The organism is Ralstonia sp. A12 (assembly GCF_000801955.1).
Lineage (GTDB): Bacteria > Pseudomonadota > Gammaproteobacteria > Burkholderiales > Burkholderiaceae > Ralstonia.
Map to the genome: position 1 here is coordinate 66449 of NZ_JSZO01000014.1, position 21915 is coordinate 88363.

The window sequence follows — 21915 nt, forward strand, 5'->3', positions numbered from 1 at the left end:
AAAACACCAACAGTGAATTTCTGGGTCGCCGCACCAAATCACGCCTGCTCGGGCGCTACGGTGTCGGCATTTCGGGCGCCGTCTTCTTTGTGCGCCAGCCATCAACAGGGCTACTGGATATGACGCAAGCTTCCCTTTCCACCGATTTCCGCTCCGCCACACTGGCGCCCCGTCTTGATCTGTATATCGACGGCCAGTGGGTGCAGCCCGAAGGCGGCGTGTACCGCGACATCGTCGATCCCGCCAACGAAAACGTCCTGACGCAGGCCGCCGATGCGTCCGTGGCCGATGCGCAGCGCGCCATCGCCGCCGCCCGCCGCGCCTTTGACGAAGGCCCGTGGCGCAACACCGGCACGCGCGAGCGCGCCCGCCTGCTCAACCGCATTGCTGACGCCATCGACGCCGATGCGGAAAACCTCGCCACGCTCGAATCGCTGAACACCGGCAAGACCCTCATCGAAAGCCGTTGGGACATGGATGGCATTGCCGCCACGTTCCGTTACTTCGCAGGCCTGGTCGCCACCGAGTCGGGCCTGGTGAACGAAGCGCCGTCGCACGTCATCAGCCGTACGCTGCGCGAGCCGGTCGGCGTGTGCGGCCTGATCACGCCGTGGAACTACCCGCTGCTGCAGGCCGCATGGAAGATCGCCCCGGCGCTGGGTGCGGGCAACACGGTGGTTATCAAGCCGAGCAACCTGACGCCGCTGACCACGCACCGCTTTACCGAGCTGCTGATTGAAGTCGGCGTGCCGGCGGGCGTGTTCAACCTGATTACCGGCGCGGGTGAAGCCGGTGCCGAGTTGTCGCGCAACCTAGACGTGGATCTCGTCTCGTTCACGGGTGGTGCGGTGGCAGGTGCGGCCGTCATGAACGCGGCCATCGGCAACTTCAAGAAGATCGGCCTGGAACTGGGCGGCAAGAACCCGAACATCATCTTTGACGATGCGGACTTCGATGCCGCCGTCGATCACGCCGTCAACGCCGCGTTCTTCCACGCCGGCCAGGTGTGCTCGGCGGGCTCGCGCCTGATGTTGCAAGACGGTATTCACGACCGCTTTGTCGAAGCGCTGGTTGAGCGTGTGAAACGCATCCGTATCGGCAACGGCTTTGACGACGGCACGCAGATGGGCCCGGTGCAGTCGGCCTTCCAGCGCCAGAAGATCATCAACATGGTTCAGGCCGGTGTGGCCGAAGGTGCGGTGCTGCGTTGTGGAGGCAAGGTGCCGGAAGGCAAGGCCTTTGAGCGCGGCTTCTGGCTGGAGCCGACCGTGCTTACCAATGTGCACGACAACATGAAGATCGCCACCGAAGAGATCTTCGGCCCGGCACTCACCATCGAGCGTTTCAACACCGAAGAAGAAGCCGTGCGCCGTGCCAACAACACGCCGTTCGGCCTGGCCGGCGCGGTGTGGACGCGCGATCTGGATCGCGCCAACCGCGTGAGCCGCGCACTGCGTTTCGGCACCGTGTGGGCCAACGACTACCACCCGTACTTCCCGGAAGCGCCGTGGGGCGGCTACAAGGCCAGTGGCATTGGCCGCGAGCTCGGCCGAGGTGGTCTGGACGAGTACACCGAACTCAAGCACAGCTACATCAACCTCGCACCGGCTCCGATGGGCTGGTTCGGCAAGGACGCTGAGTAACCAGGGAGGGTAAGTTTTGACGACGAACACCGTACAGGAATACGACTACATCATCGTGGGCGCGGGTTCGGCTGGCTGCGTGCTGGCCGCGCGCCTGACCGAAGACCCGGACGTGACCGTGCTGCTGCTCGAAGCGGGCGGCCCTGACCACCGCTGGGATTTCCGCACGCAGATGCCGGCCGCGCTGGCGTATCCGCTGCAGGGCACGACATACAACTGGGCCTACGAGACCGAGCCCGAGCCGCACATGAACAACCGCCGCATGTCGCAGGGCCGCGGCAAGGGGTTGGGCGGCTCATCGCTCATCAACGGCATGTGTTTCATCCGTGGCAACGCGATGGACTACGAGCGCTGGGCGAGTGACTTCCAGTTGGATGACTGGACGTACGCCGACTGCCTGCCGTACTTCCGCAAGTCGGAAACCTACGACAAGGGTGCCAACGATTGGCACGGCGATTCGGGCCCGTTGCAGGTGACCACGCCCAAGCAGGACAACAGCCTGCTCTTCCACGCCTTCATCGAAGCCGGTGAGCAAGCCGGCATTCCAGCCACTGATGACCTGAACGGCTACCGTCAGGAAGGCCTGGGGCCGATGGACCGTACCGTCAATGCCAAGGGCCGCCGCGCCAGCACGTCGCTCTGTTTTCTCGACAATGCGCGCAAGCGTTCCACGCTGACGGTGCTGCCGCGTGTGCTGGCCGATCGCGTGATCTTCGAGGGCACGCGTGCCGTGGGCGTTGAAGCGCTGATGGATGGCAATCGCGAAACGTGGCGCGCGCGCCGCGAAGTGATTGTCACCAGTGGCGCCATCGCGTCGCCGCAGTTGCTGCAGCGCTCGGGCGTGGGCAACGCGGATGAGCTGCGCGCGATGGGTATCCACTCGGTCGCGCATCTGCCGGGCGTGGGAGAGAACCTGCAGGACCACCTGGAGATGTACATCCAGTACGAGTGCCTGCGTCCGGTGTCGATCTACGAAAACACGCTCTGGTACAACAAGCCGAAGGTCGGCCTGGAGTGGTACCTGAACGGCACCGGTGCCGGCGCCAGCAACCACTTCGAAGCGGGCGGCTTCATCCGCAGCGACGACAGCTTTGAATGGCCGAACATCCAGTACCACTTCCTGCCGCTGGCGGTGAACTACGACGGCAGCAACCCGGTGAGGATGCACGGCTTCCAGTGCCACGTTGGGTCGATGCGCTCGCCGTCCACGGGCTACGTGAAGCTCGCCTCGCGTGACCCGCGTGACAAGCCGCGCATCCTGTTCAACTACATGGCGCACGACGTGGACTGGCGCGAGTTCCGCGCCGGGGTGCGCATCACGCGCGACATCATCGCGCAGCGCGCATTCGACCAGTACCGAGGCCGCGAGATCAGCCCTGGCCCAAGTGTGCAGACTGATGCCGAGATCGACGCCTTCGTGCGCCACCATGCCGAGACCGCACTGCACCCGTCCTGCACCTGCAAGATGGGCTCGGCGGACGACCCGATGGCCGTGGTCGACAACGAAGGCCGTGTGCACGGGCTCGACGGCCTGCGCGTGGTTGATGCGTCGATCATGCCGCGCATCGTCACCGGCAACCTGAACGCGCCGACGATCATGATGGCCGAGAAGATCGCCGATCGTATTCGCGGTTTGGCACCGCTTGCGCGCTCGGATGCGGCGTTCTACGTGCATGGCAAGTCGCCGCTGCAGGCGCCCGCCAAGCCGCTGGTCGCCAGCGAACTGGTGACGGCCTGATGCGCTGGTCGGTGCGCTGGCAGAGGATCGCGACGATGCTGAGCGGGGCGGCGGCATGCGCTGCTGCGCTGCCCGCATTTGCCGAAGAGACACCGGCCAGCGAGGGCAAACGCTGGTCGGCCAATGCCTCCGTCGTTTCGCAGTACGTGTCGCGCGGCCTGCGCCAGACGTGGGGCAAGCCTGTTCTGCAAGCCGGCGTCGATTACACGGCGCCGAACGGCTTCTACATCGGCGCATGGGGCTCACAGATCAGCGATCACGTCATCGCCGGCGGCCATGCGGAGATCGACACCTACGTTGGTTACACCACCACCATCGCGCACGGTATCGAGCTGACCACGGGGCTGTATCGCTACTGGTATCCGGGTGCCCGCTATGACAAGGCCTTTGCAGGCGGCCCGGCCACCGGCTACGGCTATACGGAATGGATGGCCGGCGCCGGTTGGCACGGCGTGTCGTTCAAGCTGTGGACATCGTTGTCGAACTACTTCGGCTTTGATGGCAACTCGCTGGCCGACGGTATCGACAAAGGCAGCCGCGGTTCGACCTATGCCGAAGCCAACTGGGCCGTGCCGCTGCCCAACGAATTCACGCTCGGCCTGCACGTTGGCCATGAGCACGTGCGCAACCACAGCGCATTCGGCTTCACCGACTACCGCGTCGAGCTATCGCGGCCCATCAACAAATTCCTGATGCTGTCCGCCGCCTTCACGGGAGCGGATGCACCTGCTTACGCCCACCAGATTTCGGCGCGCAACGGCATCGACCGCATGACGCTCGGCCGCCGCACGGTTGCGCTCAAGCTGACGGCGACGTACTGAGCGGCAGGCGACGTCTTCCCTTCAACCTTTTCCCCACAACCTTCGCTCTGAGAGCAACACACCATGGCCTCCCTGGGTTTTACCGACATTGTCGGTCTGGTCGGCGTCGCCGCTTATGTTTCTGCGCACTTTGGCGTGCAGGTCCTGCATAAATCGCCGACTGGCGCGTTTGCCGTTCGGCTCAACCTGCTCGGACCCGCCTGCATCCTGATTTCATTGATGGGTGCATTCAACCTCGCCTCATTTCTCACGCAATTCTTCTGGCTGGTGTTGACGCTGATGGGGTGGTGGAGGAACAAGCAGGCAGGGCGGCCGGTGGCGGAGGTGCCCGGCGCACCGCGCCCGGGGCAACCCGCGCAGCAATAGGTTCGTGTTGTTCTGCCAAGACCGCGCTTTCTAGCGCGGTTTTTTTTTTGCCGCGCTATTTGCCGAATGCCGCGATCACGGCATCGATGAAGCTGCGCAGCTTGGGCGTGGGCCGCCGGTCGGGCGAGTAGAGCAGGTGGATCGGCCGCGATGGCGGTTCGTAGTCCACAAGCAGTTGGACCAGCCTGCCTGTGGCGAGGTCTTCCTGCACCAGTTCCACGGGCTGCAGGATGATGCCCAGCCCTTCGAGCGCCGCCATGCGTAGCCCGGCCCCGTTGTTGCTCGAGAAGCGGCTCTTCACGCGCACCCCGTGTTCCTGCCCGTGCGCATCGGTGAATTGCCAGTCGAGTGCGGTGGGCAACGCCCAGTACGCAAAGCCCAGACATTCGTGTTCGGTCAGTTCCTTCGGATGCTGCGGCGTGCCGTGGGCAGCGAGATACGCGGGCGAGGCACACACCACCAACCGATACGGCATCAGTGCCCGCGCGATCAGGCCGGAGTCGGCCAGCGGCGCGATACGGATCACCGCGTCATAGCCTTCGTCCACCACATCGGCAATGCGGTCCGAGAGCGTCAGGTCGACCTGCACCTCGGGATACGCGCGCAGGTACGACGCCAGCATCGGCACCAGGCAATGCACGCCAAAGCTGATCGGCGCATTGATGCGCAGCGTGCCGCGCGGCTCGGCCTGCAGATTGGCGGCCAGCGCATCGACGGCTTCGGACTCTGCCAGTACGGCGCGGCTGCGCTCGTAGAAGGCGCGGCCCGCTTCGGTCAGGCTCTGGCGACGCGTCGTGCGGTTGATCAGGCGCATGCCGTAGTGCGCTTCCAGAAAGCGCACGTGCTTGCCGACCATCTGTGACGACAGGTCGAGCGCCACCCCGGCCGATGCAAACGAACCCGTTTCGGCGGCTTTGACGAAGACCGCCATGCTGGTGAGTCGATCCATGATTGGAAACCAATCGTTTCAATAGATGGTTCAGAGCGGAGATTTATCTCTGAATGGGCGCTAATTATAGTCAGGGCTCGATTCCTTAACCTTGAACGGAGAGCCAACATGGCGCGCGTTGTACGCATTCACGAAAACGGCGGCCCGGAAGTGCTGCGCTTTGACGACATCGAAGTCGCGCCGCCGGGGCCGGGCGAGGTCACCCTGCAAGTCAAGGCGCTCGGCCTGAACCGGGCCGAATCGATGTTCCGCTCAGGGCAGTATCTGGAGGCGCCGGTATTTCCGGCCCGCTTGGGCTACGAGGCGGCGGGTGTTGTCAGCGCGATCGGCCCGGACGTGACGGGCTTCGCCATTGGCGATGCGGTGAGTGTCGTGCCGCCGCTGTCGATCACCCGCTGGGGCATGTACGGCGAGGTCGCCACTGTGCCGGCCGACGTGACCGTCAAGCACCCGGCTTCGCTGGGCTGGACGGAGGCCGCCGCCGTGTGGATGCAGTACGTGACGGTATGGGGCGCGCTGATCGACCTAGCCAAGTTGCAGCGCGGCGATGCCGTCGTCATTACCGCGGCATCGAGCAGCGTCGGGCTGGCGGCAATCCAACTCGCGCGCAGTGTTGGGGCGACCGCCATTGCGACCACGCGCACCAACGACAAGGCGCAGGCACTACGCACGGTCGGCGCTGACCACGTGATCGTTACGCAAGACGAAGACCTCGTTGCCCGCGTGCGAAACATCACCGGTGATGCCGGTGCGCGCGTGGCATTTGATCCGATTGGCGGGTCGCAAGTGCTGCAATTGGCTGAGGTGCTGGCCAATGACGGCGTGCTGATCGAATACGGTGCGTTGAGCCCGGAGCCAACGCCGTTCCCGCTGTTCGCGGCGCTGGGCAAGCAATTGAGCGTACACGGGTACACCTACCAGCGCGTGGTACGTGATCCCGCCAAGCTGGCTGCTGCTAAGCAGTTCATTCTCGACGGACTGGCCTCTGGCGCGCTCAAGCCGGTGATCGATCGTGTCTTCCCGCTGGAGCAGATCGTTGATGCGCACCGCTATCTGGAATCCAACCAGCAGTTCGGCAAGATTGTCGTGACGGTCTGAGGTGGCTCGATGCGGCGGCGCTGGGGCGCGCGATGCCGCTCCAGCGCGGGAATCAGGGCGCGCTCGGCGCCCCTAACTCGATGGGCAATGACGATGTCCACTGCTGGCGTGTGCATTGCATAGCACCCCATCGGTACCTCCCTGGAACGCGAATCGGTTGTGAGCCATGCGATCCGCCGCCCAGCAACTGGCCGAACGGTGATGATATTGCGCTGCAGTATGCCGCGATCCCATGTCAGCGCGGGGTTTGGGACGGGTTCTTGTGCAGCACCGCACGCCCGTTAATTGTTGATACTGAGAGAACAGTCTTTTCTTGGAATGGCTATTTATCCATGATGGGCAACGATCTATTCTGCTCTCAAGCGCAACGAACTGAGCGCAACCGAACACCCAGGCACATAAGGAGCCGATCATGAACACCCGTCTCGCTACCGCTTTCTCCCGTAACACCCTCCTGGCCCTGGTGGCCACCGTGTCTGCTTCCGCCGCACTGCTGTCGGCCCAACCGGCCGCAGCCGCGCAGACGAAGGCCGATCCGTACACGCAAGGTGCTGTCGCCAAGGCCGACCCGTACACCCAGGGCGCCGCCACCAAGTACGACGTCTATACGCAAGGCGCTGACCGCCAGGCTGACACCTACGGCTACCTGTCGTGGAAGGGCGACCGCTTTGACCCGTACACCCAAGGCGCCGTCGGCAAGGCTGACCCCTACACCGATGGTGCAATCGCCAAGGCTGATCCGTACACGGACGGTGCTGCTGCCAAGTTCGACCCGTACACCCAAGGTGCTGACCGTCAGGCCGACACCTACGGTTACCTGTCGTGGAACGGCGATGCGTCGTATCCGAAGGACGCTGCTTCGAACGCCTGATCGAGCGGCACCAAAGCAAAAGGGCCTTGGGTTTCACCCCAAGGCCCTTTTTGTTTGTGCAGCGTTACTGCTTGGCGATCAGACCACGCCGGCTTCGTGCGCCTGCTGATCGGCGTGGTACGAGCTGCGCACCATGGCGCCCACGGCGGCGTGCGTGAAGCCCATCTCGTAGGCCTTCTCTTCGAACATCTTGAAGGTGTCCGGATGCACGTAGCGCAGCACCGGCAGGTGGTGGCCCGACGGCGCCAGGTACTGGCCGATGGTCAGCATGTCGATGTCGTGCTCGCGCATGTCGCGCATGACTTCCAGGATTTCCTCATCCGTCTCGCCCAGGCCGACCATGAGGCCGGACTTGGTCGGCACGTTCGGGTTGCGGGCCTTGAAGTCCTTCAAGAGCTTCAACGAGTGCGCATAGTCCGCGCCCGGGCGGGCCTGCTTGTACAGGCGCGGCACGGTTTCGAGGTTGTGGTTCATCACGTCCGGCGGGCATTCCTGGAGGATGTCCAGCGCCTTTTCCAGGCGACCGCGGAAGTCCGGCACCAGCACTTCGATGCGCGTGGAGGGCGACAGGGTGCGCGTACGCGAGATGCAATCGACGTAATGCTGGGCGCCGCCGTCACGCAGATCGTCGCGGTCGACGCTGGTGATGACGACGTAGTTGAGCTTGAGCTGGGCGATGGTCTTGGCCAGGTTTTCCGGCTCATTCACGTCGAGCGGGTCCGGGCGGCCGTGGCCGACGTCGCAGAACGGGCAGCGGCGCGTGCACTTGTCGCCCATGATCATGAACGTGGCCGTGCCCTTGCCGAAGCACTCGCCGATGTTCGGGCAGCTGGCCTCTTCGCACACCGTCACGAGGTTGTTGGCGCGCAGGATGTCCTTGATCTCGTAGAAGCGCGAGTTGCCGGTAGCGGCCTTGACGCGAATCCAGTCCGGCTTCTTGAGCTTCTCGGCCGGCACGATCTTGATGGGGATGCGCGCGGTCTTGTCGAGCGACTTCTGCTTGGCCGTGGCGTCGTACGGCTTGTTCGACGGGGCGGAAGTGACGGCGCTTTCAGTAACGCCGGTGGCGGAATCGGTCATCGTGTTCTCCGCGTGCGCTTGTGGCACACGCTTATCGGTGCTGCGTGCCGGCCGCTAGGCAGTAGCGGCCTCGGCAGGTTGCGCTTGCGCGCGTTGCTGCAATTGGGCGACCAGCGCATCGGCTAGTACGCGGGAAACGGGTTGCCAGTCGGTTGCATCGACCGTGCGCCCGGACGCATCACGGGCACCGGCGGTCACCATGTCGACAGTTTCCAGGCCGGCATAGCCACACGGGTTGATCTGCGTGAAGGGCGACAGGTCCATCGCCAGGTTCAGGCTCACGCCGTGGTAGCTGCAGCCGTTGCGGATCTTCAGCCCCAGCGCGGCGATCTTGGCGCCTTGGTGCGGCCCGTCGACCAAGTAGATGCCGGGGGCGCCAGCCTTGCGTTCGGAGGCGACATTATACGTGGCGAGTGTCTCGATGACGGCGGCCTCGATGGCGTCGACCAGGGCCTTCACGAACAGCCCGCGGCGGCGCAAATCCAGCAAAAGGTAAGCGACGACTTGGCCGGGACCGTGGTAGGTGATCTGTCCGCCACGGTCGACTTTCACCAAGGGGATGTTGCCGGGGGCCAACAGATGTGCCGGGTCGCCGGCCAGCCCGAGCGTGAACACCGGCGGGTGTTCGACCAGCCAGATCGTGTCGGGGGTGTCGGGGCCACGCTGGGCGGTGAAGGTCTGCATTTCGTCGAAGCAGGCGGCGTAGTCCTGCAAACCGCGTTCGACGATGTCAATCGGAATCATGCCCGCGAGTGTATCGCACGGGCGCCGATGGCGTCGGGCGCCTTTGCCCAGCTTGCTCGCAGGGGTGGCCCAAAAAACGATGCCGGCGCGATGGGAGGCATCGCACCGGCATCGGGCTTTCACGGCACACGCCGCAAAAGGAGGCTTAAAACAGGTTCGGCGTGCTCAAGCGGCCAACTCAGGCGGCCACGACAGGCGTGTCGGCGTGCTCGTTCCAGCCGAGCGCGGCCAGCGTATGGCGCCAGCCGTTCGTCACGTGCCACGGCTTGCGCGGCATGTGACCGTCCAGGGCTTCCACGGCCAGCGACACCGGGCCAGCAGCTTTCGGGTCGACCGAGACGACGATTTCCTCGCCGCGCTTGACCGCCACGCTGCCGCCAGCGTGCAGCCATTCATCGCCGGCTTTGTTCTCGTGCGTGACCCACACGTCACGGCCGTAGGCCTCTTCAACGCGCAGGTTCTGGTTCGCCGGCATGCGCAGTGCCACCACTTCGCCGGGTTGGAGAGTGAATACAATTTTTGTTAGTACAGCTTTCATGATCGGCTCCTTAATGTGGCCCTTGGGCGTCGGGGTGGGGCCTGCCGTAGAAGTAGTCTAGGTGGTTGGTTGCCTAGTACAAAACGATATATATTGTTGTCTTTGATAGTGCTGCTCACATAGAGATAAGAGGCGGCACACCGAAAATCCGGAGGGAATATGACGGAGATCCGCGAACCGATGCGCCTGCCCCCGCTGGGCGCGCTGCGGGTGTTCGAGGCGGCGGCCCGCTATGAGAGTTTTTCGCGCGCAGCGACGGAGCTGTTCGTCACGCACGGCGCGGTCAGCCACCAGATGCGCACATTGGAGGAAGAGTTGGGCGTGCCGCTGTTCGAGCGGCGCGGCAAGCGCGTCACGCTCACCCACGCGGGCCGTGTCTATGCCGATCGCGTGCGCGAGGCGCTCGACCAGATCGCCCAGGCCACGCATCAACTGCGCGCGGGCAACCGCGACAACCGCCTGGCCATCAGCACCATGCCGTCGTTTGCGGCGCGCTGGCTGACACCGCACATCGGCACCTTCATCGAAAAGCACCCCGAGCTGGAAGTGGAGTTGTTCTCCAGCCCCGCACTGGTCGATTTCGGGCGTGAAGAGGTGGATGTGGCGCTGCGCATGGGCTCGGGCAACTATCCGGGCCTGTATGTGGAAAAGTTGCTCGACGACGTGTTCTTCCCGATCTGCAGCCCCTCGTACAACGGTGGTCGCCTGCCGCGCACGCTGGCCGAGATGGCGGGCATGACGCTGCTGCGCAGCGAGGGCGAGGACTGGAAACCGTGGTTTGATGCGGCCGGCCTGGAGGGGTTTGTCGAGCCGCGTGGCGGGTTGATGTTCCAGGATTCGTCGCTGCTGCTGCAGGCCGCGGCGGCGGGGCAGGGCATTGCGCTGATCCGCCCGACACTGGCTTTCAACGAATTGCTTGCAGGCCGCGTGGTGCGCCTGTTCGAGACAACCACGCCGTGCCCGTGGAACTACTACTTCGTCTGCCCGCACAGCGCGCTGCAGATGCCCAAGATGCAGGCGTTCCGTGCGTGGCTGCTGCCGGAGATTGCGGCGTTCAAGCTCAAGCTGGAGCGCTTGATGGATGACAACACGGTCTGCCTGGGGCATGTCGCCAAAGGGTGACGTGCGGTTGCGCATCACAGAAACAAAACGCCCCGGCATGACCCGGGGCGTTTTGTTTGGTGCGCGAGGTGCCTTACAGCACGATCTTGACCATCGGATGGCTGGTCAGTGCCTGGTACAGCGAATCGAGCTGCTCGCGGCTGGTGGCGCGCACGATCACCGTCAGGCCGAGGTAGTTGCCGCTCGACGACGGGCGCATCTCCATGCGGCCGGCGTGGAACTCCGGATCGAACTGCTGAACCAGCTTGACGATCGTCTCGGCAAACTCATCCTGCATCGCCCCCATCACTTTGATGGGGAAGTCGCTCGGATACTCGATCAGCGATTGCTCGGGCGGGATGTGGCCCGGCGGCGGGGGTGTGTGCGAAGAGGTCATGTCGAAGTAAATGGGGTCGACTACTTCTTTTTAAACCACAGCTTGACCGCGTCGATCGTGCGGCCCACGAAGCCGGCTTCCGGCACGGCTTCCAGCGCCACCACCGGGAATTCCGACACCACGGTCGAGCCGTCCATCACCTTGACCGTGCCAACCTGCTGGCCTTGCGCGATCGGGGCGATCAGCGGGTCCTTGCGCTCGAGCACCGGCTTGAGGCGCGCGCCCGCGCCCTTGGGCACGGTGATCCACTTGTCTTCCGCCACGCCCAGCTTCACGGTCTTGGCCTGGCCCTTGTACACGTCAGGTGTCTGCAGCGGCTGCTGGGCCTGGTACAGGCGCACGGTGTCGAAGAACTGGTAACCGTAGTTCAGGACCTTCAGGCTTTCCTGCGTGCGGATACCGTCGCTCTTGGTACCGATGATGACCGACAGCAGGCGGCGATTCGCACCAGGTACATCCGGCAGCGGGCGGTTGGCCGACGTGACGAGGCAGTACCCGGCCGACTTGGTGTGGCCGGTCTTGCCGCCGTCAACGGTCGGGTCGAGCCACAGCAGGCGGTTGCGGTTGGGCTGCTTAATGTTGTTATAGGTGAATTCCTTCTGCGAATAGAACTTGTAGTCCTGCGGGAAATCTTTGATCAGCGCCGACGTCAGGATCGAAAGATCACGTGCGGTGGAATAGTGGTTCGGGTCAGGCAGGCCAGCGGCGTTGGCGAAGTGCGTGTTCTTCATGCCCAGGCGCTGCGCTTCGCGGTTCATCAGCATCACGAAGTTGGTCTCCGTGCCGCCCACGGCTTCGGCCAGCACGAGTGCTGCATCGTTACCCGACTGCACGATCAGGCCTTGCGTCATCTCACGCACCGAAGCGGGCTTGCCCGGCTGCAGGAACATGCGCGATTCGTCGGTTTTGACGGTGCGCACGGTCTCGGTGGGCGTGATCATCTGGTCGTACTTGAGCTTGCCGTCGCGCACGGCTTCGAAGACCAGGTAGGCCGTCATCAGCTTGGTGAGCGAGGCGGGCTCGATGCGCTCGTCCATGTTGGCGCCGCCGAGCACCTGGCCGCTAGTCACGTCGGTCAGCATCCACGAGCGGGCCGCAACTTGCGGGGCGGGCACGGGCTGTGCCGCGGCAGGCAGCGCGGTGACCAGCACGGCGGCAGCCACAGCGGAGGCGGCGACGGAATGGAGGGCGAAGGGCGTGAAATGGGCGAAGCGGGTCTGCATGTCGGGTCCTGCGGTCTGCTTGGAGTTCAATGACACCGCGCACCGGGGGAGGCGCGGCATCCGGAAAATCAACGGGTGAGCGTTACGGCCGTGGCGCCCAGGCGCCGGTAATGAGCTGCTTGATCAGATGCAGCTTGCGGTGGAAGAAATGATCGGCGCCCGGAATGACGATGACAGGCAATTCCTGTGGGCGCGCCCAGTTGAGTACGTCGATGAGCGGAACGGTATCGTCCTGCTCGCCGTGGATGATGATGGTGTCGGGGGGCACCGGCGCCACGTCCCAGCGTGAGGTGGCGGTGCCGACCAGCGCCAGGCGTTCTGCCGGTGTGCCGGCCTCGGTCAGGCGGCGCGCCACTTGCGACACCACAAAGCTGCCGAACGAGAAGCCGCCCAGCGCCAGCGGCAGCGTGGCCACGTCGGCCGACCATGCGGTCTGCATACGCATCCAGTCCAGCACGGCCAGCATGTCATCCTGCTCGCCGATGCCGTTGTCGTGTGTGCCTTCGGTCTTGCCTACGCCACGGAAGTTCAGGCGCACTGTCACGTAGCCGAGGCCGACGAAGGTGCGTGCGAGCGTCTGCGCGACCTTGTTGTCCTTGGTGCCGCCAAACAGCGGATGCGGATGCCCAATCAGTGCCAGACCGCGCGGGGCGGTGTCCGGCAGGTCGATCGACAGGTCGATCTGTCCGACGGGGCCGGGGATCAGGCGTTCTTCGGTATGCACGTTCATGGAAAGGCGGATGCAGTAAAGCGCTGGCTCACGCGTTGGCAGGGCGGTCGACCATCAACCGTTCAACCGGTTTGCCTTCAATCAGATGGCTCTGGATGATCTCGTCGATGTCGTCTTTGTCGACAAAGGTGTACCAGACGGCCTCGGGGTAGACCACCATCACCGGGCCGAGTTCGCAGCGGTCCAGGCAACCGGCCTTGTTGATGCGCACGCGGCCTTCGCCGTTGATGCCGAGTTCCTTGCAGCGCTTCTTGGCGTATTCCTGCATGGACTTGGCGCCAAAATCGGCGCAGCAGCGCGAGCCGTCCTCGCGTTCATTCAGGCAGAAGAAAACGTGGTGCTGGTAGTGGCTGCTCATGGGCGGACTGCGCGGAGGTGGTGACGGTGCGCGGGCAGGACGTGAATGGCTTCCTGGCGCCGGCACACATGTGGATTTGCGTAACGAGCCGGCATTATACGGCCCCAAGGTGACCCTTCCTTCGGGTGACGCCGCAATATGCCTGCGCGATGCTGCGTTGCAACACGTTTTCCAGATGTCTGGACGCCCGTGTGCGCGGATTCCGGGATTGACGACGGGTAGGCCGGGTGCCATCGTAAGCACACCAAGCTGGCACTAGGTGGCACAAGGGCTGGCGGGTTGTTGGTCAAGGAAATTAACACTGGCATAGCCCTTGCAATAAAGAACGCCCTGCCGCGGGAAACGCCGCTTGCGTCCATGTAGTCGGCGTAGCGAGGCAGGAGAGAGACCACACCAGGGCGGGTCGGACCGGGCGAGCAGTTGAGCGCACGGCCGGTCTGTGACACTCGAGGAAGACATGAAAAAACCGTTCTACAAAATCCTGTATGTACAGGTGCTGACGGCTATCGTCGTCGGCGTTCTGCTGGGCCATTACTCGCCCGAACTCGCGGTGAAGATGAAGCCGCTGGGCGATGGCTTCATCCAACTGATCAAGATGGTGATCGGGCCGATCATCTTCTGTACGGTCGTCTCCGGTATTGCCGGCATGCGCGACATGAAGAAGGTGGGCCGCGTGGGCGGCAAGGCGCTGCTTTACTTCGAGGTGGTCTCGACCTTCGCGCTGATCATCGGTCTGGCCGCTGGCCACATCTTCAACCCGGGCTCGGGCTTCAACGTGGATGTGAACACCATCGACGCCAAGGCCGTGGCCCAATACGCCGCCAAGGCGCACTCGGCCAGCACGGTTGATTTCCTGCTGAACATCATTCCGAGCACGGTGGTGGATGCGTTTGCCAAGGGCGACATCCTGCAGATCCTGCTGATCGCGCTGTTGTTTGGTGGTGCGCTCTCGGCCATGGGTGACCGTGCGCAGATGGTGACGGACTTCATCGACCAGATCTCGCACGTGTTCTTCCGTATCGTGCACGTCATCACGCGTGTGGCCCCGATCGGTGCCTTTGGCGCCATGGCGTTCACCATCGGCAAGTACGGCGTGATTTCGCTGGTGCCGCTGCTCAAGCTGGTCGGCACGTTCTACCTGACGGCCATCATCTTCGTGGTGGTGGTGCTGGGCACGATCGCCAAGCTGACGGGCTTCAACATCTTCCGTTTTGTGGCGTACATCAAGGAAGAGCTGCTGATCGTGCTGGGCACCAGCTCGTCGGAATCGGCGCTGCCGCACCTGATGGAAAAGATGGAGAAGCTGGGCTGCTCGAAGTCGGTGGTGGGCCTGGTGGTCCCGACCGGGTATTCGTTCAACCTGGACGGCACCAACATCTACATGACGATGGCGGTGATCTTCATCTCGCAGGCGCTGAACATCGAACTGACCTGGACGCAGCAACTGACCATCCTGGCCGTTGCCATGCTGACGTCGAAGGGCGCATCGGGCATCACCGGTGCGGGCTTCATTACGCTGGCGGCAACGCTGGCCGTGGTGCCGGACATTCCGGTGGCGGGCATGGTGCTGATCCTCGGTATCGACCGCTTCATGAGCGAGTGCCGTGCGCTGACCAACATCACCGGCAACGGCGTGGCCTGCGTGGTGATCTCGGCGTGGGAACGTGAGCTGGACCGCAGCAAGCTGGCCCAGGTGATGTCGGGCAAGCGCGGCGAAAGCGTGCCGGCCGCTCCGGCAGCCTGATCGATCAGCCCTGGTGGGCACCTGCGGGTGCCACCGGCTGAACGCGTATGATTGCGGGGCCTGTCTTCCAGACGGCCCCGCTTCTTATTTGGAGCGCCTCGTGACGCGCACGACGGCCCGAACGGACAGCGCAGCACTGGAAGACAAGGCAGGAATTTCCGCCGCCGACCTCCAGCCGATGTCCGATCCCGATTTCTCATTCACCAGCGCTTCCGGCTCGCGACGCGGGTTCTGGTGGCTGGTGGCCGCTGGGCTCCTGGTGCTGATGACGGTGGTGTGTGCGACCACCTTTGTGGTGACGTGGAATCGGGGCCTGGCGCAGGCGCAACAAGCCGCCGGCGGCCGGGTGGACCGCTACGCCGCCAACCTCAAGAGCACGCTCGACCGCTACGAATACCTGCCGGCGCTGGTGGCGCTGCATCCGTTCATCCACGATCTGCTGGCCAATCCGACGCTCGCCAACGTTGAGCGCGCCAACCGCTACCTGCGCGAAGTCAATGATCGTGCGCACGCGACCGCCACGTATGTGATCGCCCCCAGCGGGCGGGCAATGGCCGCATCCAACTACAACCAGCCCGACAGTTTTGTCGGCGCGGAATACCTGTTCCGGCCGTATTTTCAGCAGGCGGCGGCGGGCCACGTCGGGCGCTTCTACGGCATTGGCATTACGCGTGAGGAGCCGGGTTACTACATTTCGCAGCCGGTCATGCAGGATGGCCGCGTGATCGGCGTGACGGTGGTCAAGCTCAACCTCGAATGGTTCGGGCGTGCAAGCCACGATGCGTCTGAACCGGTGATGGTGGCCGACGAGAACGGCGTGATCTTCCTCTCATCCGTTCCCGCATGGCAGTACCGCACGGTTGAGCCCTTGACACCGCATCTGCAGGCACAGCTTGAGGCGACGCGTCAGTACTACCGCAAGCAGATCACGCCGCTGCCGCTGCAGCCCGAGGCGCCTGCATTCCTGCGGTTGACGGGGCGCCTGCCAGAGGGCGCAGAGCTTGTGCGCATCGGCGAGCGGCTCAACGCCACACGCTATCTGCAGGTCTCGCGCGATCTGGTCGAACCCGACTGGACGCTGATGTACCTCACCCCCGTTGATCCGGTGATGAGTGCCGCGCGCAGCGCTACAGTGGCTGCCGCGTTTGCGTTCGCGTTTGCGTGCCTGCTGCTGTTCTACTGGCGCCAGCGCCGTCTGCGCATGATGGAAATGCTGCGCAGCCGAAGGATGCTCGAAACCGCGTATGACCAGCTCGAACGCCGCGTCGAAGACCGCACCGCCGACCTGATGGCCACCAACGAGCAGCTCCAGCACGAGATCGTCGACCGCACGCGCGCCGAGGCTGAACTGCGCGCCACGCAGGACGAACTCGTGCAGGCCAGCAAGCTTGCCGCGCTGGGTCAGATGGCCGCCGGCATCACGCACGAGCTGAACCAGCCGCTGGCGGCGCTGCGCACGTTCTCCGACAACACGCGCATCCTGCTGGAGCGCGGTCAGCACGGCGCCGCCACTGACAACCTGCAGGCCATTGCCGACCTGACCGAGCGCATGGGCAAGATCACCGCGCAGCTCAAACTGTTCGCAGGCCGCTCACGCCGTAAGCACAGCGACGTGCAGGTGCGCGTGGCGCTCGATCACTCGCTGGCGCTGCTGCGCCCGCGCCTGGGCGACGTGCGGCTCGAACTGCATTGGCGCGTGCCCGAAGTCGAAGCCATCGTCCGCGCCGATGAACTGAAGCTGGAGCAGGTCCTCATCAACCTGATCGGCAATGCGCTTGACGCGCTCGGCGCCAGCGACACCGAGCGCCCAGGCCGCATCGACATCGACATTGGCCCCGCAGAAGGCGCACCGTCGCAGTTGAGCATTGCCGTGCGCGACAATGGCGCCGGCATTCCGCCCGACGCCATGCCGCATCTGTTTGAGCCGTTCTTCACCACCAAGGAGATCGGCCAGGGGCTGGGCCTCGGGCTGGCAATCTCCACCAGCATCGCGCGCGACTTTGGCGGCTCGCTGTCGGCCGCGAACGTGCCGGGCGGCGGGGCGCAATTTACGCTGACACTGGTACGCGCGGAAGTTGCGTCTGCTGCGGCATCCTGATTGGTTTTTTTCTACGCATACGACCCATGTCCGAAGGCTTGAACGTTCTCTTCATCGAAGATGACCCGCCTGTACGCCAGGCTACCGCGCAGAGCCTGGAGCTGGCCGGCTTCAACGTGCAGGCGTTCGGCAGCGCCGAAGAAGCCGTTGGCAAGATCGACGCGAATTTCCCCGGCGTGGTGGTGAGCGACCTGCGCCTGCCGGGCGCCAGTGGCATGGATGTGCTCGCGCATTGCCAGTCATTCGGCACGGGCATCCCGGTAGTGCTCGTCACCGGCCACGGCGACATCACCATGGCCGTGCAGGCGATGCGCGACGGCGCGTTCGACTTCATCGAGAAACCGTTCCCCGCCGAGCGCCTGACCGAGACCGTGCGCCGCGCCGTTGAGCGCCGCGCGCTGGAGCTGGAAAACCGCGCGCTGCGCCGCGAGTTGGCCGGGCCGGCAGCAGGCACGCGCATCATCGGACGTTCACCGGCGATGGGCGCCGTACGCGCGCTGATCGAGAACGTGGCAACCACTGACGCGCCGGTGCTCATCAACGGCGAGACCGGCACGGGCAAGGAGCTGGTTGCGCGCAGCCTGCACATGCTGTCGCCGCGTCACGACAAGCCGTTTATCGCGCTGAATTGCGGCGCGGTGCCCGAGGCGATTTTCGAGAGCGAGATGTTCGGCCACGAAGCCGGCGCGTTCACCGGCGCGGGCAAGCGGCGCATCGGCAAGCTGGAACACGCCTCGGGCGGCACGCTGTTCCTCGACGAGATCGAGAGCATGCCGATCGCGCTGCAGGTGAAGCTGCTGCGTGTGCTGCAAGAAGGCGCGCTGGAGCGCTTGGGCTCGAATGCTTCAGTGCGCATCGACGTGCGTATCGTGGCGGCTGCCAAAGGCGACATGGAAGCGCTGATCGACGCGGGCGGTTTCCGGCGCGATCTGTACTACCGCCTGAACGTGGTCGCCATCGACCTGCCGCCGCTGCGCGAGCGCCGCGAAGACATCATCCCGCTGTTCGAGCACTTCCTGCTCGAAGCTGCTGTGCGCTATCAGCGCCCGCTGCCGATGCTGGCCGAGCGCCAGCGCCACGAGCTGATGCAATCGAGCTGGCCCGGCAATGTGCGTGAACTGCGCAACGCGGCGGACCGCCTGGTGCTTGGCGTCGGCCGCACGCCGGTGGTGACGGATGCCTCGGAAGACGGTATGCCGCTCAAGGAACGCGTAGAGCGCTACGAGCGTACGGTGATTGCTGAAACGCTGGCGCGCACCGGCGGCTCGGTGCACCAGGCGGCGGACATCCTGCAGGTGGGCCGTGCAACGCTGTACGACAAGATCAAGCGGTATGGGTTGTAACGCTACGCGCTGATCATCGGCCGTACCGCATCCAGAAAAAGAAGCCGCCGCGCCGTGCGTGTGCAGAAGAGGAGAGGGGATGGAGCAGAACGACCCGGAGTCGACGAGCGTACGCGTTTCGGCTGCGCCCTCTGACCCAGCGCGCCGTCGGCTGTTGCAGGCGGCTGCGGCTGGCGTGGCGCTTTCTGCGTTGCGCCCATTGCCGTCGTGGTCAACCTCCTCGGGCGTGTTGATCAATGACGTGACGGGCCTCAACCCGACATGGGTCGACCGGCAGCTCGCTCCACGGACCACGGATGACATCCGTCAGGCGATTGCCGGGTGGTCTGGTCCAATCAGTATTGGGGGCGCCCGCTATAGCATGGGCGGGCAGATTGCCGCCGAGCATAGCCTGCACTTGGACATGCGGCAGCTCAACCGCGTGGTCCGCTATGACCCCGGGAGCAAGGTGGTTCGCGTGCAGACCGGCATGCGCTGGCGCGATCTGCAATCCGTGATCGATCCCGACGATCTGTCGGTGAAGATCATGCAGAGCTATGCCAACTTCACGGTCGGTGGCGCCTTGTCTGTGAACGCGCACGGACGCTATGTCGGCGCTGGTCCGGTCATCAACTCGGTGCGCGCGATTCAGTTGGCGCTTGCAGACGGTTCATTGGTCGAGGCTTCACGAACGAACAACGCCGATCTGTTTCATGCCGCAATTGGCGGCTATGGAGCGATCGGCGTCATCACTGAGGCGGAACTGGATTTGGTGCCTAACGTGGTGATGGAGCGCCATGTGCATCGCATGCCTGCGAGCCGCTATCCGGCATTTTTTCGAGAACAGGTGCGAGGAAATTCGCAGGTTGTCATGCACAACGCTGACCTGGCGCCGCCTCACTTCGATCAGGCCAGTGCGGTCACCTGGTCCCAGACCGACAAGCCGCTGACGGTTCGCGACCGGTTGGTCTCGCCGGGGCAGTCCTACAAGGTCGATCAAGCTGTCATGTGGGGCATTGCCAAGCTCCCCGGCGGCGATATGGTTCGCAAGGATGTGGTGGATCCACTGCGCTATCTCAGCCATCCCGTGGTGCGGCGCAATTACGAGGCCAGTCTCGACGTGGCGTCACTTGGCGCGTTGGCGGCGGGAGGGAGCCTCTACGCGCTTCAGGAATATTTCATACCGATCGCGCAGTTCGATGCCTTTGTGCCGCGCATCGCCGCAATCTTGCGGAGCCATCATGCTCACGCGATCAACATCTCGATTCGCCATGCGCCGGCCGACCCGGGCTCGTGGTTGGCTTGGGCGCGAGAGGACGTCTTTTCGTTCGTGTTGTACTACTGGCAAGGTGTGTCACCAGCCGACCAGAAGCGGGTTGGTGTTTGGACGCGCGCGTTGATCGATGCGGCGCTTGCATTGGGCGGGACGTACTACTTGCCGTACCAACTGCACGCAACGCCGGAGCAGTTCGCACGCGCGTATCCGAGGGCTCTGCAGTTGCTCGCACTCAAGGCGCGCTTGGATCCGGAGAACCGATTCCGCAACAGGCTGTGGGACAAATACGGTCCGCCCTCACGTGAGTTGAGTTAAGCGGCTCAGTTCGAACGCCCGGCATCCACCGGGCGTTTTTTTTGGGCATTCAGCCAAGAATCGGCTTGGCCCCCGGCACCGGATATCCGCGATCATCCGTCGGAATCCGCTGCGTCTGGAACGCGATGAATAGCGCCTGAAACTGACCGTCGATTTCCACGATGACGGCGCCGTCTTGCTGTGCGCCGTTTTCACGCGAATGGTCTTTCACGCCGGGCTGGTGGACGACCGGGTTGCCCTGGTTCATGTGCGTTTCGTGCAGGCCGTTGTGCTGCGGCTCGAACAGGTAGCCGAAGCCGTACACCGTCACGTCAGCGCGCGGTGGCCAGCCCTTGCGGTCGTCGTCGCCGGAGCTGCCGTGATAGACGTAGTCGATCGGGGTGGCGGTGCGGTCGAGCGTGAGCATGGTGTCGACCAGCGCGTTGATGTCGTTGTGCGCGGTTGCAGTGTCGAGCGCGATCGGCTGCATGTTCGGAAAGTCGACCAGGCCTTCGTCTCGCACGTAGTCCAGGCGCGAGAATCCATCCTGATGCAGCCCAGGCTCCAGCGCAGCGAGGTCGCTCGTGATCGGCAGCTTGAAATCGGCCGTCCACTGATAGAGCACGTGGTAACCGGCTTCACCGGCGCCGGGCATGGTCGAATCGGACTTCACGTTGGCGAGCACGACAAACTCCGAGCCATCCGGCGCCTCCACCACGATCGCGTAGTGCGGGTTGCCGTTGTAGCCGTCGAGGTAGGGCACGCCAAATTTCAGCTTGCCCTTGAACATGCAGTAATGATTGGCCATGCGATTGCGCTCTCATGGTTCGTTCAGGGACTGCCATTGCAGCAGCGCTGCGTGAACTTTGTGTGGAATGCGCCTCGCTCACAAACAAAAACGCCCGGCATCGACCGGGCGTTTTGATTGGGCGGGAGCACTCAGGCCTGTTTGCCCAGTGTGTCCTTCAGCAGCGTATCGAACGACGCCCACTCCGGCTCGCCCACGTAGCGCTTGAGGATGCGGCCGTCACGGTCGACCAGGAAGGTGGTGGGGGTGAGCTGCACGTCACCGAAGGCCTTGGCGGCGGAGCCGTCGGCGTCCATCGCCACCTTGAAGGGCAACTGGCGTGTCTGGCTGAAGTTCATCACGTACATCGGCGCGTCGTAGCTCATCGCCACGGCCACGTACTCCAGGCCCTGGCCCTTGTACTTGTTGTACGTCTGGATCATGTTGGGCATTTCCTTGACGCACGTGGTGCAGCTCGTCGCCCAGAAGTTGACGAGGTAGACCTTGCCCTTCAAGTCTTGCGTGGACAGCTTCTGCCCGTCGAGCAGTGTGAAGGTGGCCGCCGGTACGTGTTGCGACGGCGAGAACGCACGCCAGCCAAACCAGCCGGCAACCGCCAGCACCAGCACGATCACGGGCAGCAGCCAGCGGCGGCCGGAAGAGGCAGCGGGCGCGGCGGCAGAAGAGGTCAGGGTCGAGGCCATATCGGCAACGGCTCCGGAAATGGGAAACAAACA

21 protein-coding genes are annotated in these 21915 nt (G+C 64.0%); 11 read left to right on the plus strand and 10 right to left on the minus strand.

Annotated features, from left to right (window positions below; translation table 11 throughout):
• Positions 1 to 119: 119 nt before the first annotated feature.
• From PI87_RS17260 to PI87_RS17275, 4 genes are all read left to right on the plus strand, one after another.
• Positions 120 to 1643 (plus strand): aldehyde dehydrogenase family protein, encoded by a 1524-nt coding sequence (locus PI87_RS17260; RefSeq protein ID WP_052321583.1) that lies wholly within the window; start codon positions 120 to 122, stop codon positions 1641 to 1643.
• Between the two features lie 16 nt (positions 1644 to 1659).
• Positions 1660 to 3381, plus strand: coding sequence for a choline dehydrogenase (betA, locus tag PI87_RS17265; protein ID WP_039598954.1), 1722 nt, complete (start codon positions 1660 to 1662; stop codon positions 3379 to 3381).
• A 35-nt stretch (positions 3382 to 3416) separates the two neighbouring features.
• Complete coding sequence (locus PI87_RS17270) at positions 3417 to 4202, plus strand: TorF family putative porin (RefSeq protein ID WP_198139575.1); 786 nt, start codon at positions 3417 to 3419, stop codon at positions 4200 to 4202.
• A gap of 63 nt (positions 4203 to 4265) precedes the next feature.
• Positions 4266 to 4568, plus strand: coding sequence for a CBU_0592 family membrane protein (locus PI87_RS17275; RefSeq protein ID WP_039598955.1), 303 nt, complete (start codon positions 4266 to 4268; stop codon positions 4566 to 4568).
• Between the two features lie 55 nt (positions 4569 to 4623).
• Here PI87_RS17275 and PI87_RS17280 read toward each other — a convergent pair whose 3' ends face one another.
• Complete coding sequence (locus PI87_RS17280) at positions 4624 to 5517, minus strand: LysR family transcriptional regulator (protein WP_039598956.1); 894 nt, start codon at positions 5515 to 5517, stop codon at positions 4624 to 4626.
• A gap of 108 nt (positions 5518 to 5625) precedes the next feature.
• Here PI87_RS17280 and PI87_RS17285 point away from each other — a divergent pair, with 108 nt between their 5' ends.
• Positions 5626 to 6615, plus strand: coding sequence for a zinc-dependent alcohol dehydrogenase family protein (locus tag PI87_RS17285; protein ID WP_039598957.1), 990 nt, complete (start codon positions 5626 to 5628; stop codon positions 6613 to 6615).
• A gap of 412 nt (positions 6616 to 7027) precedes the next feature.
• Positions 7028 to 7486, plus strand: coding sequence for a hypothetical protein (locus tag PI87_RS17290; RefSeq protein WP_039598958.1), 459 nt, complete (start codon positions 7028 to 7030; stop codon positions 7484 to 7486).
• 78 nt (positions 7487 to 7564) lie between these two features.
• Here the strand turns inward: PI87_RS17290 and lipA are convergent, their stop codons facing one another.
• The 3 genes from lipA to PI87_RS17305 all read right to left on the minus strand — a co-directional run bounded on the left by lipA (position 7565) and on the right by PI87_RS17305 (position 9848).
• Positions 7565 to 8566, minus strand: a complete 1002-nt coding sequence (lipA, locus tag PI87_RS17295; protein ID WP_039598959.1) for a lipoyl synthase — start codon at positions 8564 to 8566, stop codon at positions 7565 to 7567.
• A 54-nt stretch (positions 8567 to 8620) separates the two neighbouring features.
• Complete coding sequence (gene lipB, locus PI87_RS17300; protein WP_039598960.1) at positions 8621 to 9310, minus strand: lipoyl(octanoyl) transferase LipB; 690 nt, start codon at positions 9308 to 9310, stop codon at positions 8621 to 8623.
• A 178-nt stretch (positions 9311 to 9488) separates the two neighbouring features.
• The gene (locus tag PI87_RS17305; RefSeq protein WP_039598961.1) at positions 9489 to 9848 is read right to left on the minus strand and encodes a DUF2917 domain-containing protein; all 360 of its coding nucleotides are present in this window, start codon (positions 9846 to 9848) and stop codon (positions 9489 to 9491) included.
• 159 nt (positions 9849 to 10007) lie between these two features.
• Between PI87_RS17305 and PI87_RS17310 the strand changes: the two genes are divergently transcribed.
• A complete protein-coding gene (locus PI87_RS17310) occupies positions 10008 to 10970 on the plus strand; it encodes a transcriptional regulator GcvA (protein WP_039598962.1) in 963 nt (320 codons plus the stop codon).
• A gap of 73 nt (positions 10971 to 11043) precedes the next feature.
• Here PI87_RS17310 and PI87_RS17315 read toward each other — a convergent pair whose 3' ends face one another.
• From PI87_RS17315 to PI87_RS17330, 4 genes are all read right to left on the minus strand, one after another.
• Positions 11044 to 11346 carry a DUF493 family protein gene (locus tag PI87_RS17315; protein ID WP_039598963.1) on the minus strand — a complete coding sequence of 101 codons (303 nt, stop codon included), beginning with the start codon at positions 11344 to 11346 and terminating at the stop codon, positions 11044 to 11046.
• A 20-nt stretch (positions 11347 to 11366) separates the two neighbouring features.
• On the minus strand, positions 11367 to 12569 hold the full coding sequence (locus PI87_RS17320; protein WP_039598964.1) for a D-alanyl-D-alanine carboxypeptidase family protein: 1203 nt from the start codon (positions 12567 to 12569) through the stop codon (positions 11367 to 11369).
• A gap of 82 nt (positions 12570 to 12651) precedes the next feature.
• Positions 12652 to 13299, minus strand: a complete 648-nt coding sequence (locus tag PI87_RS17325; protein ID WP_039598965.1) for an alpha/beta hydrolase — start codon at positions 13297 to 13299, stop codon at positions 12652 to 12654.
• Between the two features lie 28 nt (positions 13300 to 13327).
• A complete protein-coding gene (locus PI87_RS17330) occupies positions 13328 to 13657 on the minus strand; it encodes a (2Fe-2S) ferredoxin domain-containing protein (protein ID WP_039598966.1) in 330 nt (109 codons plus the stop codon).
• 457 nt (positions 13658 to 14114) lie between these two features.
• Between PI87_RS17330 and PI87_RS17335 the strand changes: the two genes are divergently transcribed.
• From PI87_RS17335 to PI87_RS17350, 4 genes are all read left to right on the plus strand, one after another.
• Positions 14115 to 15401 carry a dicarboxylate/amino acid:cation symporter gene (locus PI87_RS17335; protein ID WP_039598967.1) on the plus strand — a complete coding sequence of 429 codons (1287 nt, stop codon included), beginning with the start codon at positions 14115 to 14117 and terminating at the stop codon, positions 15399 to 15401.
• Positions 15402 to 15579: 178 nt separating this feature from the next.
• Complete coding sequence (locus tag PI87_RS17340; protein WP_232314025.1) at positions 15580 to 17499, plus strand: sensor histidine kinase; 1920 nt, start codon at positions 15580 to 15582, stop codon at positions 17497 to 17499.
• Between the two features lie 26 nt (positions 17500 to 17525).
• Entirely contained in the window at positions 17526 to 18842 is a 1317-nt protein-coding gene (locus tag PI87_RS17345; RefSeq protein WP_039598969.1) for a sigma-54-dependent transcriptional regulator, read from the plus strand.
• Between the two features lie 79 nt (positions 18843 to 18921).
• Positions 18922 to 20412 carry an FAD-binding oxidoreductase gene (locus PI87_RS17350; protein WP_084210000.1) on the plus strand — a complete coding sequence of 497 codons (1491 nt, stop codon included), beginning with the start codon at positions 18922 to 18924 and terminating at the stop codon, positions 20410 to 20412.
• A gap of 49 nt (positions 20413 to 20461) precedes the next feature.
• Here PI87_RS17350 and PI87_RS17355 read toward each other — a convergent pair whose 3' ends face one another.
• Both PI87_RS17355 and PI87_RS17360 read right to left on the minus strand, forming a co-directional pair.
• Positions 20462 to 21199: a DUF2278 family protein gene (locus tag PI87_RS17355; RefSeq protein WP_039598970.1), complete on the minus strand. Its 738-nt coding sequence runs from the start codon at positions 21197 to 21199 to the stop codon at positions 20462 to 20464.
• A gap of 131 nt (positions 21200 to 21330) precedes the next feature.
• Positions 21331 to 21882: a TlpA disulfide reductase family protein gene (locus PI87_RS17360; protein ID WP_039598971.1), complete on the minus strand. Its 552-nt coding sequence runs from the start codon at positions 21880 to 21882 to the stop codon at positions 21331 to 21333.
• Between the last annotated feature and the right edge of the window lie 33 nt (positions 21883 to 21915).

Bases quoted from the DNA above. Each gene is read 5' to 3' on its own strand.
- PI87_RS17270 (WP_198139575.1), top strand. From the start codon at position 3,417: ATGCTGAGCGGGGCGGCGGCATGCGCTGCTGCGCTGCCCGCATTTGCC.
- PI87_RS17325 (WP_039598965.1), bottom strand. From the start codon at position 13,299: ATGAACGTGCATACCGAAGAACGCCTGATCCCCGGCCCCGTCGGACAG.
- lipB (WP_039598960.1), bottom strand. From the start codon at position 9,310: ATGATTCCGATTGACATCGTCGAACGCGGTTTGCAGGACTACGCCGCC.
- PI87_RS17355 (WP_039598970.1), bottom strand. From the start codon at position 21,199: ATGGCCAATCATTACTGCATGTTCAAGGGCAAGCTGAAATTTGGCGTG.
- PI87_RS17335 (WP_039598967.1), top strand. From the start codon at position 14,115: ATGAAAAAACCGTTCTACAAAATCCTGTATGTACAGGTGCTGACGGCT.
- PI87_RS17280 (WP_039598956.1), bottom strand. From the start codon at position 5,517: ATGGATCGACTCACCAGCATGGCGGTCTTCGTCAAAGCCGCCGAAACG.
- PI87_RS17345 (WP_039598969.1), top strand. From the start codon at position 17,526: ATGTCCGAAGGCTTGAACGTTCTCTTCATCGAAGATGACCCGCCTGTA.
- PI87_RS17315 (WP_039598963.1), bottom strand. From the start codon at position 11,346: ATGACCTCTTCGCACACACCCCCGCCGCCGGGCCACATCCCGCCCGAG.
- PI87_RS17360 (WP_039598971.1), bottom strand. From the start codon at position 21,882: ATGGCCTCGACCCTGACCTCTTCTGCCGCCGCGCCCGCTGCCTCTTCC.
- PI87_RS17285 (WP_039598957.1), top strand. From the start codon at position 5,626: ATGGCGCGCGTTGTACGCATTCACGAAAACGGCGGCCCGGAAGTGCTG.
- PI87_RS17305 (WP_039598961.1), bottom strand. From the start codon at position 9,848: ATGAAAGCTGTACTAACAAAAATTGTATTCACTCTCCAACCCGGCGAA.
- PI87_RS17275 (WP_039598955.1), top strand. From the start codon at position 4,266: ATGGCCTCCCTGGGTTTTACCGACATTGTCGGTCTGGTCGGCGTCGCC.
- PI87_RS17330 (WP_039598966.1), bottom strand. From the start codon at position 13,657: ATGAGCAGCCACTACCAGCACCACGTTTTCTTCTGCCTGAATGAACGC.
- PI87_RS17260 (WP_052321583.1), top strand. From the start codon at position 120: ATGACGCAAGCTTCCCTTTCCACCGATTTCCGCTCCGCCACACTGGCG.
- PI87_RS17310 (WP_039598962.1), top strand. From the start codon at position 10,008: ATGACGGAGATCCGCGAACCGATGCGCCTGCCCCCGCTGGGCGCGCTG.
- lipA (WP_039598959.1), bottom strand. From the start codon at position 8,566: ATGACCGATTCCGCCACCGGCGTTACTGAAAGCGCCGTCACTTCCGCC.
- PI87_RS17340 (WP_232314025.1), top strand. From the start codon at position 15,580: ATGTCCGATCCCGATTTCTCATTCACCAGCGCTTCCGGCTCGCGACGC.
- PI87_RS17320 (WP_039598964.1), bottom strand. From the start codon at position 12,569: ATGCAGACCCGCTTCGCCCATTTCACGCCCTTCGCCCTCCATTCCGTC.
- PI87_RS17350 (WP_084210000.1), top strand. From the start codon at position 18,922: ATGGAGCAGAACGACCCGGAGTCGACGAGCGTACGCGTTTCGGCTGCG.
- PI87_RS17290 (WP_039598958.1), top strand. From the start codon at position 7,028: ATGAACACCCGTCTCGCTACCGCTTTCTCCCGTAACACCCTCCTGGCC.